This window comes from Pseudoalteromonas sp. PS1M3 (genome assembly GCF_016865405.1).
Lineage (GTDB): Bacteria > Pseudomonadota > Gammaproteobacteria > Enterobacterales > Alteromonadaceae > Pseudoalteromonas > Pseudoalteromonas marina.
This window is the reverse complement of the sequence record NZ_AP022624.1, coordinates 3,416,227-3,430,369: the sequence shown is the minus strand read 5'-3', so window position 1 is coordinate 3,430,369 and position 14,143 is coordinate 3,416,227. Positions and strand designations below refer to the sequence as shown.

8 protein-coding genes and 1 rRNA gene are annotated in these 14,143 nt (G+C 40.6%); 5 read left to right on the top strand and 4 right to left on the bottom strand.

The window, feature by feature from the left end:
• Positions 1 to 94 precede the first annotated feature (94 nt).
• Positions 95 to 2,173: a TonB-dependent siderophore receptor gene (locus PS1M3_RS15990; RefSeq protein WP_203985410.1), complete on the bottom strand. Its 2,079-nt coding sequence runs from the start codon at positions 2,171 to 2,173 to the stop codon at positions 95 to 97.
• Positions 2,174 to 2,370: 197 nt separating this feature from the next.
• Between PS1M3_RS15990 and dbpA the strand changes: the two genes are divergently transcribed.
• Positions 2,371 to 3,759, top strand: a complete 1,389-nt coding sequence (dbpA, locus tag PS1M3_RS15985; RefSeq protein ID WP_203985408.1) for an ATP-dependent RNA helicase DbpA — start codon at positions 2,371 to 2,373, stop codon at positions 3,757 to 3,759.
• A 5-nt stretch (positions 3,760 to 3,764) separates the two neighbouring features.
• On the opposite strand, the gene PS1M3_RS15980 is transcribed toward dbpA, so the two are convergent.
• Entirely contained in the window at positions 3,765 to 4,340 is a 576-nt protein-coding gene (locus tag PS1M3_RS15980) for a DNA-J related domain-containing protein (RefSeq protein ID WP_203985406.1), read from the bottom strand.
• Between the two features lie 76 nt (positions 4,341 to 4,416).
• Here PS1M3_RS15980 and PS1M3_RS15975 point away from each other — a divergent pair, with 76 nt between their 5' ends.
• Positions 4,417 to 7,227 carry an ATP-binding protein gene (locus PS1M3_RS15975; RefSeq protein WP_203985404.1) on the top strand — a complete coding sequence of 937 codons (2,811 nt, stop codon included), beginning with the start codon at positions 4,417 to 4,419 and terminating at the stop codon, positions 7,225 to 7,227.
• A 63-nt stretch (positions 7,228 to 7,290) separates the two neighbouring features.
• On the opposite strand, the gene rho is transcribed toward PS1M3_RS15975, so the two are convergent.
• A complete protein-coding gene (rho, locus tag PS1M3_RS15970) occupies positions 7,291 to 8,550 on the bottom strand; it encodes a transcription termination factor Rho (RefSeq protein WP_006792445.1) in 1,260 nt (419 codons plus the stop codon).
• Positions 8,551 to 8,732: 182 nt separating this feature from the next.
• Positions 8,733 to 9,059, bottom strand: a complete 327-nt coding sequence (gene trxA / locus PS1M3_RS15965) for a thioredoxin TrxA (RefSeq protein WP_006792444.1) — start codon at positions 9,057 to 9,059, stop codon at positions 8,733 to 8,735.
• 91 nt (positions 9,060 to 9,150) lie between these two features.
• On the opposite strand from trxA, the gene rhlB reads away from it, so the two are divergent.
• From rhlB to PS1M3_RS15950, 3 genes are all read left to right on the top strand, one after another.
• The gene (gene rhlB, locus PS1M3_RS15960) at positions 9,151 to 10,428 is read left to right on the top strand and encodes an ATP-dependent RNA helicase RhlB (RefSeq protein ID WP_006792443.1); all 1,278 of its coding nucleotides are present in this window, start codon (positions 9,151 to 9,153) and stop codon (positions 10,426 to 10,428) included.
• Between the two features lie 43 nt (positions 10,429 to 10,471).
• Entirely contained in the window at positions 10,472 to 11,965 is a 1,494-nt protein-coding gene (gppA, locus tag PS1M3_RS15955; protein ID WP_138740638.1) for a guanosine-5'-triphosphate,3'-diphosphate diphosphatase, read from the top strand.
• A gap of 520 nt (positions 11,966 to 12,485) precedes the next feature.
• A 16S ribosomal RNA gene (locus tag PS1M3_RS15950) occupies positions 12,486 to 14,021 on the top strand.
• Positions 14,022 to 14,143: the final 122 nt, after the last annotated feature.

Below are 14,143 nucleotides of genomic sequence, written 5' to 3'. Positions count from 1 at the left end.
AAAGACGTAAAAAAATAGAATGAGATGAATGAGCGGCTTTAAAGCGCAAAAAGCCCGCGTATTTTAAGCGCGGGCTGGTAATTAAAGCGCTTAATTAAAAGCTAAACTGTGCAGCCAGTCTTACGTTAGTACCTTCACCTATTGTTACGTTATTTGTTCCGCCACCGGCTAGATAATCTTCATCAAATAAGTTTTCTATGTTTAGGCGTAAATTAACATCGGTTTTGCTTACTTTAAGTTTGTAAGTTGCACCTACATCTACGCGTGTGTAGGCATCTTTAGTAATCGTGTTGGCACTATCTGCAAAGCGCTCACCGTCGTAAAATGCACCCGCATTAAATGCAATTGCGTCGTTTAATTCGTAACGAGTCCAAAGCGATGCAGACCATTTAGGGGCATCGGTAGGGCGCTTACCTTCCAATTCTTCGTCACGCTCGTAATTAGCATCTAAATACATAGTCGATGCCATTACGAATAAACGGTCAGTTGCCGCACCTTGCGCTGTTAGTTCAACGCCTTTGTGGCGCTGTTCACCAATTTGGTTTGTTTCAGAGATTAAATCACCCACTGGTATATCAAGTGTTTCTGTAACTAGTGTGCCATTTTTACTAATGTCAAAAAGCGCACCACTTAGCATTAAGCGATCATCAAACAATTGCCACTTAACGCCAATTTCTTTTTGCTCAGAGGTAACGGCGTCAAGCTTCATACCATTATTTATATCGTCTTCGTTTACAAGAGTATCGCTTCCTTGAGGCTCAAAGCCTTCAGAGTAACTCGCGTATATAGTAGCTGATGCATTAGGGTGATAAAGAACACCTACTTTTGGCACAAACGATTCATTATTTGCATCTTCACGTGTTTGCTTATCGTAGCGACCACCAAGCGATAGCTGCCATTGTGGCGAAAACGTGATTAAGTCTTGCACATAAATACCGTAATAGTCGTATTCTGTTTCGCTAATAGTGTCGTCAGTTTTGTAACTGACAGTTGGGCGACTTGGTTCTGCTTGGCCTGCTATAAAATTAAATGAATCAGCTGAGGTGCGACGCTGGCCATAATAATAATCAAGTGAGTTAGCACCAATTAATAATTGATGATGAACACCGGCTGTTTCAAATTCACCAATGAAGTCGATAAATGCTGTTTTAAATTGCCAGTCGTCGAATCGGTCGTATGGGCGAGACTCATAGCTGTCGCCTTCAACAAAATTACCCGGCTTACGTGGCGCTGACTCAAAACGTTGGCGCTCAAATGTTTGTTCGTTATAACCAAGTTTTACTTGCCAGTTATCGTTTAAAAACACTTTAAAATCTATGCCCGCATTTTCTACCGTTATGTCGGTAAACGCCCAAGACATATCGCGAATAGTTTTATCGTCGCCAATAACGTTTGCGTTGTCGTCTATCCATGCGCCGGTGTCTAAACCTGCTTCGTCGTCTGTGCGGTCGTAATGCACACGTACTAAGGCATTGTCACTAATGTCGTAATCAACAATAAATGCACCTAAAAAGCGGTCACGTTCGCGGTTTTCACCATTTTGGTATTCGCGCCAGTAATCAACATCTTGCTTAACTAAAATACCGCGTGCACGTAAATCTTCTGCATCCGTTAATGCTCCGCTAGCATCAAGCATAAACCGCGTTGAACCGTGTTGATCTACATCTGCACTGGCATTGAACAAAGTTTGTGCTGTTGGCTTTTTAGTGACCATATTAATTAGTCCGCCAGGGCCTGATTGACCATATAAAATGCTCGATGGACCTTTAATAACTTCTACTTGCTGTAAAATTTCAATGGGTTGTTGATAGTGCGACCAGTGCTGATGACCATCGCGTAAGTAACCCGTTGATGAGCTAAGTTCAAAACCACGTAAGTTAAATACTTCACGGTTACGTTGTTTAGAACCAGCCGTTAAGCTTGCATCGTTTGAAAGTACTTCACCTAGTGTTGTCGCAAGTTGTTCGTTAATAATAATATCGCTAATTACAGTCACTGATTGAGCAGTGTCGAGTAATGAAGTTGATGTTCTCATTGCACCATTTGCGTTATCTACTTTGTAGTCATTAAAGTAACTTCCTTTGACTTCAATATGTTCAAGGTCGGTAGAGTTTGCATATGTGTTTGTTGTTATTGTTGCTAATAGTGCGATGTAAAGTGAACTCAGTTTCATTTGATGCTTCCAGCTCATTATTTAAATAAAAAGTGAAGCGCAATCTTAATGAAAATAAATATCATTTGCAATGTGTTTTTATTAACAATATTTTATAATGTGTTTGCTAATGGTTGCCAATAACGAATTCTGCTATTATTAGCGGCATATTTAGTGGGACTTTATCCTGCGTTATTTTTACTGCTATGGAATTTACTGTGACTTCAACTGCTTTTTCATCTTTGGCTTTACCAGCTGGACTTGTTGATAATTTATCGACGCTTGGCTACGCCCACATGACACCTGTACAGGCGCAAAGTTTGCCACCTGTACTTGAAGGTAAAGACATCATTGCTCAGGCAAAAACCGGCTCAGGTAAAACGGCTGCGTTTAGTTTAGGTGTGCTTGCTAAATTAAACGTAAAACGTTTTAGAATTCAATCGCTAGTTTTATGTCCAACACGTGAACTTGCTGAACAAGTGGCTGTTGAAATGCGTAAGCTTGCGCGTGGTATCCATAATATTAAAATATTAACGCTATGTGGTGGTGTATCAATTGGGCCGCAAATTGGGTCACTTGAACACGGTGCACACATCATTGTTGGTACACCAGGGCGCGTAGATGACCATATTCGCAAAGGGACTTTACGGTTAGACGATGTAGAAACATTAGTACTAGACGAAGCCGATCAAATGCTTGATATGGGCTTTCAAGATACCCTTGATGCGATTATTGAATGTATTCCACAAAACCGCCAAACGCTTTTGTTTAGTGCTACTTTTCCACGCGCAATCGAAGCGATATCAAAGCGTGTACTTAGTAACCCAGAAATGATTAAAGTAGAAGAAGAGCAAGAAAAAAGCACAATAAAACAATACTTCTACAAAATGGATAACAATAAACAGCGCTATCCAACACTTAAGTTACTATTACTTAAATTTACACCACAAAGCTGTGTTGTGTTTTGTAACACCAAGGTAGAAACGCAGCAAGTGTGCGATGATTTAGCCGATGAAGGTTTCAGCGCCGTGGCATTGCATGGTGATTTAGAACAACGTGACCGTGAGCGCACTCTGATTCATTTTGCTAATAAAAGTGCGTCTATTTTAGTCGCGACAGACGTTGCCGCACGTGGTTTAGATATTGACGATATGGACATGGTAATCAACTACCATTTAGCGCATGACCCGCAAACGCACGTTCACCGAGTTGGGCGAACAGGTCGCGCGGGTAAAAAAGGAATTGCTTGCTCAATTTATGGTGATGCAGAGCAATTTAAAGTAGCGCAAATTGGTGATCACTATGAGCGCGACTTTGAGCCAGAGCCAATGCCTTCATATAATTTGTTGGACAAACCACCGTACAAACCAGACATGGTCACTCTGATGATAGATTCAGGTAAAAAGCAAAAAGTGCGTGCTGGTGATATTTTAGGTGCGTTAACGGGTAAAGACGGTATTGCTGGGCGTCAAGTAGGTAAAATCAATGTTCTTGATAACGTCGCATTTGTAGCTGTTGAACGTAATGCGTCTAAACCGGCACTTCGTAAATTAACCGAAGGTAATATAAAAGGGCGCAAAATTCGTGCTCGTCGCCTAACGCGTTAATCAATTTATGAGCGAGCAGCCGGTTTAAGCTGCTCGTACTCTACTTTTATTTGCTTAAATGCATTCTCGCAGCCAGTAGGTTTGTCTGGGTGGTTCGCCAGTGCAAGCTGTCGCCAACGTTTTTGTAATTCTTTAAGTGAAAAATCATTTGTTAGCTGCCACTTTGCCAAAAGTGTGTCAAAGTGATCTTCTGCTAAAGCTGGCGCGCTATTTACCCTCTTAAACTTTTGCCAAAAACTTGTGAGTAGCTCATTAATTTGCTCTTCGCTTGCTTCGTAATTCCCCCAGTCTAAATAATAATCTTTTAAGTTTGATTTAACCGTTGCAGGGCTTTCTATGCTTGTTTCAATGAGTTCTATATGAAGTGTTGATATTAAGAGACTTTTAGGGTGAAGTTGTTCCTTTAGTTGATACAATGCATTCATAATTAAAAAATTACGCTTAAATAAATCACGTTCAGGGTTTTTATCAAGTGGCTTAATTGCGCCACAATTAATAAGCTCAGCTGCTAGGATATGAACTTGCCACACTTTTTGGGTTAATATTAAGTCAAATATTCGGTCAATCAGTGGGTTAAGCATTGTTTAGGTCCTAGTATTTAGTGTATCTTCAGTACAGATTACATTGTTACACGTAACAATTTGAAGGATTAAAATTATGCATGGCAAGCTCAAGTGCCTCTTATTCATTGTAAGCAGTTTGTTCTATTTGCCAAGTTATGCTCAACTATCAGAGCCATTATTAGAAGAGTTTAAACAACAACAACAATGGGATGCAAAGCTTGAATTAGGTAACGCCTTACTTAATAACCAACGTATTACAGCTCAAAGTCGTGCTGTAATATATGCAGGCCTTGCCGATACTGCGCTGTCGAGCGGCCACTATAGTGATGCTTTTAATTACTTTAAATCATTAGAGCAAGAAACTTCTGGATCACTTCTTCCTAGCGAGCACTTTCGTGCGATTAAAATGCAAGGTGTTGCACTTTTTTATCAAGGCTTGTTTAAACAAGCAATTACTCAATATACCCGTGCACTTGATATTGCAAAAATTAATAACCAACCATTAGAGCAAGCAAATTTATTGAATAATATAGGTTTGGTTTATTTTAATATGCATAAATTGGTAGCAACGCTTGATTATTATTTAAAAGCAAAAGAAATTTACGAAAAAGTGGGTAGTGAACAAGATAAAAGCGATATTTTACTTAATATAGCAGGCGTTTATATACGCTTATCTCGTTATGAAAATGCCATGAGTATTTATCAAGATGTGTTAAAAATTTTTCGGAAGTTAGATGATAATTTGGGTATTGCTTTGGTGCATAACAATATGGGGGTGGTTTATTTTGAAAGTAATCAGCTAGATTTAGCGATGCATTACTACCAATTAGCAACCCGTTATTACCTATCTGTCAATAATGTCAATAAGTTAGCTACTCAGTACACTAACCTTGCAAACGTCAATATCATTCTTAATAAAGTAGAACTAGCGTATGAACAAGCGAAATTAGCGATAGAGTACTCACTTAAAATTGATAATAAAAACTTAGAGCTCACTGCACTGCAAACTCTCGCAAAAGTCCAGCTTGTAAGGGGAATGTTAGATGAGGCAAAAACGAATATTGAACGCGTTTTTGAATTACTTGAAGAGCATAGTAATGATCGCATAATGCGAGATGGACTTGGCACCCATGCTTTGATTGAAGCGAGCAGGGGAAACTACGAAAATGCAATGCAGTTGCATGAAAAGTACAATAACGAACTACGCAAATTAAGAAGTGAATCTATTGTTAAAGCCCTAGCAGTATTAGAAAGACAGTTTAAAGCCACACAATTAAATCAAGAAATTAAAGAGCTGAAACAAGACCGTAAATTACAAGAACTAAAAATGCATCAGCGTTCGCAGTTAACGGTGTTTATTTTTGTACTGTTATTTTTAGTCATAGTGACAGGGGTTGCTTTATACCGACGCGGCGCAGAAAAACGGGCAAAGCAATATTTAGCTGAGCAAGTGGCGCAACGCACAGCAGAGCTTCAAGCTGTTGCCCAAGAGTTAAGAGCAGCTAATGATGTTAAAAGTCAATTTTTGGCTAATGTTAGCCATGAAATAAGAACACCATTAACGGCGATTCTCGGACAAACAGACGACTTAATGAATGGTTTATACGAGCCTGAACAGCTAAAAGATGAGTTAGCTATTATTCAGCGGCATAGTAACCATTTAAAAAGTTTGATCAACGATGTACTTGATTTAAGTAAAATAGAAGCGAATAGGTTAGAGCTTAATGTTTCTTGTTTTGACATGGTTCAACTGGTTAACGATGTGCACGCAATGTTTAACCCTCAGGCAAAAGCAAAAAATCTCAGGCTTGTGCTTGAAAATAAGGTGGGCGATGAGTTTTACACCCGCCTTGATATAATGCGAGTAAAACAAATTCTCATTAATTTGTGTGCCAATGCTATTAAGTTTACCCAATCAGGGCAGGTATTAATTGCATTAAATAAAACAGATCAGGGTATTGTACTGATTGTTAAAGATACCGGTATAGGTATGAACTCATCACAATTAAAGCTCATTTTTGAATACTTTAGCCAAGCGGATAACAGTATTAGCCGACGTTTTGGTGGTACAGGTCTGGGGCTTAGTTTATCGCAGCAGCTCGCTTCTATGATGGGCGGGTATATTAGCGTGCAAAGTGAATATAAAAAAGGAAGTCAATTTTCGTTCTTTTTACCTTGTGCACAAGTTTCTAGTGATCAAATCGATATTGGGCAAATAGAGCAAAATAAAGTGCAACTAAGCGGTACTGTCCTGCTTGCAGAGGATCATGCAGATAACCGTAGGTTTATTAGCCGTTACTTGCGTTCATTAGGGCTTGATGTAATTGCGGTAGAAAACGGTGAGCAAGCTGTGGAGCGTTGCTTGCAAGAGTACCCAGATCTTGTATTACTCGACATTCAAATGCCTATAATGGATGGACGAGCGGCCTTTGAGCTATTAAAAAAATGTGGTTTTCAACGGCCAATTTTTGCGCTCACTGCAAACGCAATGAGTCACGAAATTGACGACTACCTTACATTAGGATTTAACGGTTACCTTGCAAAGCCATTGGATAAAGACTTATTTTATAAAACCTTGTCAGAAAATTTAGACCAAGTTCATTCGGATGAACCTAATGTACCAAGTGAGATAGATATCAGTGATTTAGTAATAAGTTTTAAACAAAGTTTTGGTTTAGAAAGCGAAAATATTACACAGCATTTTCTAAGTGAAGACTTTGACGCTTTGCAAAAAGATAGCCACCGAATATTAGGTGCAGCACAAATGTTCGCCTTAGAGGAAATAGCTTCAGCTGCGAAAAATTTAGACAGCGCCTTATTGCAAAAAGGCGAAAAAGATATGAAATATATTAATCAGCTTGTGTCAGAGCTCCAGGCTGTATTACACAAATACAATGAAACGTAAGTACACATTATAACAAATATAAAAAAAGCGCCCAGGGCGCTTTTTTTGTATTACTTAAATGTGTTATTGGCGTTTCATCGAATCAAAAAACTCATCATTGGTTTTACTCATTGATAGTTTATCGATTAAAAATTCCATGGCGTCAATCTCTGACATTTCATGAACGATTTTACGTAAAATCCATAGCTTTTGCAGCTCATCTGGCTTAGTAAGTAGTTCTTCACGGCGAGTACCAGAGCGGTTAAAGTCGATAGCTGGGAATACACGTCTTTCCGCAATTTTGCGGTTTAGATGTAATTCCATGTTACCAGTACCTTTAAATTCTTCGTAGATAACTTCATCCATTTTAGAGCCAGTATCGATAAGTGCAGTGGCTATAATTGTTAAGCTACCACCTTCTTCAACGTTACGTGCGGCACCGAAGAAACGCTTAGGTTTGTGTAGTGCATTAGCGTCAACACCACCGGTAAGTACTTTACCTGATGAAGGAATAACGGTGTTGTAAGCACGTGCTAAACGCGTGATTGAATCAAGTAAAATAACAACGTCTTTTTTATGCTCAACTAAACGTTTTGCTTTTTCGATAACCATTTCGGCAACTTGTACGTGACGAGATGCAGGCTCATCAAACGTTGATGCAATAACTTCACCTTTAACAAGGCGTTGCATTTCAGTTACTTCCTCAGGACGTTCGTCAATTAGTAAAACCATTAACGTTACATCAGGATGATTATGCGTAATTGATTGTGCAATGTTTTGCAGTAGCATTGTTTTACCCGCTTTTGGCGGTGCTACTAATAAACCACGTTGGCCACGGCCAATTGGTGATGCTAAATCAAGTACACGAGCAGTGATATCTTCTTTACTACCGTTACCACGTTCCATGCGGAAACGTTCGTTTGCATGTAGTGGCGTTAAGTTTTCAAAAAGAATTTTGGTGCGAGAATTTTCAGGTTTATCAAAGTTAACTTCGTTTACTTTAAGTAATGCAAAGTAACGTTCACCATCTTTTGGTGGACGAATAAGGCCTGAAATTGAGTCGCCAGTACGCATACTGAAGCGGCGAATTTGGCTCGGTGATACATAAATGTCATCTGGGCCAGCTAAGTAAGAAGCTTCTGATGATCTTAAAAAGCCAAAACCATCTTGCAAAATCTCAAGCACACCACCGCCGAAGATATTTTCTCCGCCTTTGGCATGGGATTTTAATATGGTAAAAATGATATCTTGCTTTCTTAAGCGGGCTACGTTTTCGAGCCCCATGGACTCAGCTAAGTTTACAAGTTCTTTTATAGACTTGTCTTTTAATTCGCGTAAATGCATATTGGTGGGTTCTTTATTACAATTGTCATACTCAAAGTCGCTTTGATCGTTGAGTGAGGTTGGTTGAATATAACTAAGGATTAGTTGGCTTTATAAACTAGCAGTTCACTGGCATAGCGTCCAGTGTTTATACAAAATAAATTCAAAAAAAGGGCAAAAAGCCCTTTTTTAGTTCTAGTCTATTAGATGTTGTTATCTAAAAACTCGATAAGTTGTGTTTTTGAAAGTGCACCAACTTTAGTTGCAGCAACTTGGCCATCTTTAAAAAGAAGCAAAGTAGGGATGCCGCGAATACCAAATTTAGGCGGAGTGCCAGCATTTTGGTCAATATTAAGTTTAGCAACAGCAACACGACCGTCGTATTCATCAGCAACTTCATTAAGGATAGGGGCGATCATTTTACAAGGTCCGCACCATTCAGCCCAGAAGTCTACTAGTACAGGCTTGTCTGATTGTAATACGTCAGCTTCAAAGCTATCGTCAGTAATTTGGATTATTTTCTCGCTCATTGCGCTCTCCGATTTAGTTAGGCGAAATATTTAGTGCGTATTTAAACACTCTTGTTTCTTATTGCAAGTTTAAACGTTATGCTTAAACGCTATGACTAAGACACATTTAACCGATAAAAAGTTTTCAGACTTTGCTATCGCACCGGAAGTGGTTGCCGGTCTAACCGAGAATGGGTTTGAATATTGCACACCTATTCAAGCAAAATGCCTACCTTTTATTTGTGATGGACGCGATATTGCGGGCCAAGCACAAACAGGTACAGGCAAAACGTTGGCATTTTTAACTGCTACGTGCCATCGGTTATTACAATCTAGCAAAGCACCTAGTAAACATCCAAGAGCCCTGATCATGGCCCCTACTCGGGAGCTTGCGATTCAGATACACAAAGATGCAAAAATTTTAGCGCCACACTGTAATCTTAACTTAGGTTTAGTATATGGTGGCGAAGATTACGAAAAACAACGTGCACAATTAGAAAAAGGCGTAGATATTTTAATTGGCACGACAGGTCGTTTAATCGATTTGTACAAGCAAGGCTGTTACACCCTAAATGAAATTGAGGTTGTCGTGCTTGATGAAGCTGATCGTATGTTCGATTTAGGCTTCATAAAAGATATACGTTATATGTTTGATCGTATGCCAGATACGTCTAAGCGATTAAACTTATTATTTTCTGCGACTTTATCATACCGCGTGCAAGAACTTGCTTTTGAACACATGACCAACCCAGAGCATGTACAAATTGAGCCAGACGTAAAAACCGGTAAACGCATAAAAGAAGAGCTATTTCACCCTTCACAAGAAGATAAAATTAAGCTTTTATTAACGTTAATTGAAGAAGAATGGCCTGATAAAGCCATTGTGTTTGCAAACACTAAACACAGCTGTGAAACCGTATATGCGTGGTTAAAAGCTGATGGTCATCGTGTTGGTATGCTAACGGGTGATGTAAATCAGAAAAAACGTCAAAGCATTTTAGCGCAATTTAGCAAAGGCGAATTAGACTTTTTAGTTGCAACTGATGTTGCAGCGCGTGGGTTGCATATACCAGAAGTAAGTCATGTATTTAACTTTGACTTACCAGACGACTGTGAGGATTATGTTCATCGTATTGGTCGAACAGGTCGTGCAGGTGCATCAGGACATGCAATAAGCTTTGCGTGTGAACAATATGCATACAACCTGCATGAAATTGAAGAATACATAGAGCACAGCATTCCTTTATCGCATTACGATAAAGCCGCTTTGTTAGATGATTTAACTAAGCCTATTATTCAAAGAAAGCGCAACTATTCAAATGGTCCTCGTAATCGTAGTAACAATAACGGACGTCGACCAAATAATAGTTACCAAAAAGGACGGTCGTAATAGACCGTTTGTATAAGTAGTAGTAACTAGAGGTTTTTGAACGGTGGGGCAACTTATACCGCAAAAAAATGTATACGCAGTTATTGATTTGGGATCAAATAGCTTTCATATGCTAATTGCCAAATCAGTGGCTGGCGGTTTACAAACTATTGGTCGCGTAAAACGCAAGGTCAGGTTAGCCGCAGGGCTTGATAAAGATAACATATTAAGCACCGAGGCTATGCAACGAGGCTGGGAATGCCTCGCGCTTTTTGCTGAGCGTTTACAAGATATTCCAAATCAAAATATTACAATAGTAGCTACGGCTACATTACGCTTAGCAACCAATGCTGAAATATTTAAAGCGCAGGCTGAAAAAATTCTTGGCCATAAAATCAATGTTATCAGTGGTGAATTAGAAGCGCGTACCATATACAAAGGTGTAGCGCATACTTCTGCATGTACTGGCAAACAGCTTGTTATTGACATTGGTGGTGCAAGCACTGAAGTAGTGATTGGTAAAGAGTTTGATGCACTTTTATACAAGAGCCTCAACATGGGGTGTGTTACTTACCTTGAGCGTTACTTTAAAGATTGCTTATTAACACATAGCAATTTCAATACCGCTATAAAGGCTGCTCGAACTGTTATTGATAATATAGCTCCTGAATACAAAGCCGCAGGATGGCAAATAGCATCAGGCGCATCAGGTACAGTACAAGCAATTCAAGAAATTATGGTGGCACAAAACCTTGATGATCTTCTTACTTTAGAAAAGCTTAATTCAATAAAAGAGCAATCAATTGCATTTAAATCCATTGCAGCGTTAGACCTTCCAGGTTTAAGCGAAGATCGTCGATTGGTATTTGTATCGGGCCTTGCTATCTTGATTGCTTTGTTTGAATCGTTAGAAATTGAAAAAATGGGACTTGCAGGCGGCGCACTTCGTGAAGGTGTTTTATATAGCATGGTGCCAGAGTTTCATAATAGCGATATAAGAAAGCGAACAGTTGATGGGTTTATGAGTCGATACCATGTTGACCAAAAACAAGCATCACGAGTTTCTAGTTTGGCAATTGAGCTCGCACAAAGCATCAATGAAGATTGGCCAATTAATCACTTAAATGGCTTACCCCTATTAAAAGCCGTTGCACAGTTACATGAAATCGGCTTACTAATAGAGTATAAGCAGTATCATAAGCATACAGCGTATATCCTAGAAAATACCGACATGCCTGGTTTTTCGCAATCAGAGCACAGGTTAATTGTGGCAGTAGCCGATGCACATCGTTCTGATATACCAAAAGATAGCTTCAACGCGTTAGGTGCAAACAACCTTCTTGCGCAGTACATTGTAAGATTACTTCGAGTGTCCGTTATTTTGTCGATGAGACGACAGGACGATGTTCTGCCACATTTTGAATTAACCGCTAAGAATGAAGTTTTAACATTAACATTCGAAAATAACTGGTTAAAAGAACATCCATTAATGGCAAGTGAACTACAACAAGAGTCTAAACAGCAAAGTAAACTTGGTTGGAAGCTTCTCGTTCATTGAGTAAAAAGGCCCTTGTGGGCCTTTTTAGTGTTTAAAGTAACCGTTTCGATGAAAATATGCGCGAACGACACGTTTTTTCAAGTTTTCTTCAAAAAAGGGTTGATCTGTTTTCGGATCTCCCTATAATGCGACCCCACTGAGACGGCAGAGCGGGCAACGCTTAGCGAGGCAAGCAAACCACTTAGTGAGTCGAGTAAAACTTGAGTTTAGATTTTTATAAAGTTTAAAATTAAGTGTTGACAAAAATACAGGAAAGCGTAAGATTCGCTTCCCTTGAGTCGCTAAGGCAACTCAAACGTTCTTTAACAATATAAAGCAATCATCTGTGTGGGCACTCGTACAGATTGAGTTCTAACAGCCAAGCTACTTAGGTAGTGAGGCAAAAAAATTAGAGTCTCAATTGAAACTGAGTGACCAACAGAATAATTACTTAGGTAGTTATTCAGCACAGTCAATTCAATATCGAAAGATATTAAATAAATTCAGAATTCATTGAGCTGTCGAAAGACACAAAACTTTTTAATTGAAGAGTTTGATCATGGCTCAGATTGAACGCTGGCGGCAGGCCTAACACATGCAAGTCGAGCGGTAACAGAAAGTAGCTTGCTACTTTGCTGACGAGCGGCGGACGGGTGAGTAATGCTTGGGAACATGCCTTGAGGTGGGGGACAACAGTTGGAAACGACTGCTAATACCGCATAATGTCTACGGACCAAAGGGGGCTTCGGCTCTCGCCTTTAGATTGGCCCAAGTGGGATTAGCTAGTTGGTGAGGTAATGGCTCACCAAGGCAACGATCCCTAGCTGGTTTGAGAGGATGATCAGCCACACTGGAACTGAGACACGGTCCAGACTCCTACGGGAGGCAGCAGTGGGGAATATTGCACAATGGGCGAAAGCCTGATGCAGCCATGCCGCGTGTGTGAAGAAGGCCTTCGGGTTGTAAAGCACTTTCAGTCAGGAGGAAAGGGTGTGAGTTAATACCTCACATCTGTGACGTTACTGACAGAAGAAGCACCGGCTAACTCCGTGCCAGCAGCCGCGGTAATACGGAGGGTGCGAGCGTTAATCGGAATTACTGGGCGTAAAGCGTACGCAGGCGGTTTGTTAAGCGAGATGTGAAAGCCCCGGGCTCAACCTGGGAACTGCATTTCGAACTGGCAAACTAGAGTGTGATAGAGGGTGGTAGAATTTCAGGTGTAGCGGTGAAATGCGTAGAGATCTGAAGGAATACCGATGGCGAAGGCAGCCACCTGGGTCAACACTGACGCTCATGTACGAAAGCGTGGGGAGCAAACGGGATTAGATACCCCGGTAGTCCACGCCGTAAACGATGTCTACTAGAAGCTCGGAACCTCGGTTCTGTTTTTCAAAGCTAACGCATTAAGTAGACCGCCTGGGGAGTACGGCCGCAAGGTTAAAACTCAAATGAATTGACGGGGGCCCGCACAAGCGGTGGAGCATGTGGTTTAATTCGATGCAACGCGAAGAACCTTACCTACACTTGACATACAGAGAACTTTCTAGAGATAGATTGGTGCCTTCGGGAACTCTGATACAGGTGCTGCATGGCTGTCGTCAGCTCGTGTTGTGAGATGTTGGGTTAAGTCCCGCAACGAGCGCAACCCCTATCCTTAGTTGCTAGCAGGTAATGCTGAGAACTCTAAGGAGACTGCCGGTGATAAACCGGAGGAAGGTGGGGACGACGTCAAGTCATCATGGCCCTTACGTGTAGGGCTACACACGTGCTACAATGGCGCATACAGAGTGCTGCGAACCTGCGAAGGTAAGCGAATCACTTAAAGTGCGTCGTAGTCCGGATTGGAGTCTGCAACTCGACTCCATGAAGTCGGAATCGCTAGTAATCGCGTATCAGAATGACGCGGTGAATACGTTCCCGGGCCTTGTACACACCGCCCGTCACACCATGGGAGTGGGTTGCTCCAGAAGTAGATAGTCTAACCCTCGGGAGGACGTTTACCACGGAGTGATTCATGACTGGGGTGAAGTCGTAACAAGGTAGCCCTAGGGGAACCTGGGGCTGGATCACCTCCTTATACGATTTAGAACTTATTTGTTCGTAGTGTCCACACAGATGATTGTTAGTTAGTTAAGCCACTGGCTTAGTTAATTAATATGCTCTTTAAAAATTTGGAAAAGCTGATAATAAAATTCGTAT

Bases quoted from the DNA above. Each gene is read 5' to 3' on its own strand.
- rhlB (WP_006792443.1), top strand. From the start codon at position 9,151: ATGACTAAGACACATTTAACCGATAAAAAGTTTTCAGACTTTGCTATC.
- rho (WP_006792445.1), bottom strand. From the start codon at position 8,550: ATGCATTTACGCGAATTAAAAGACAAGTCTATAAAAGAACTTGTAAAC.
- PS1M3_RS15980 (WP_203985406.1), bottom strand. From the start codon at position 4,340: ATGCTTAACCCACTGATTGACCGAATATTTGACTTAATATTAACCCAA.
- PS1M3_RS15990 (WP_203985410.1), bottom strand. From the start codon at position 2,173: ATGAAACTGAGTTCACTTTACATCGCACTATTAGCAACAATAACAACA.
- trxA (WP_006792444.1), bottom strand. From the start codon at position 9,059: ATGAGCGAGAAAATAATCCAAATTACTGACGATAGCTTTGAAGCTGAC.
- PS1M3_RS15975 (WP_203985404.1), top strand. From the start codon at position 4,417: ATGCATGGCAAGCTCAAGTGCCTCTTATTCATTGTAAGCAGTTTGTTC.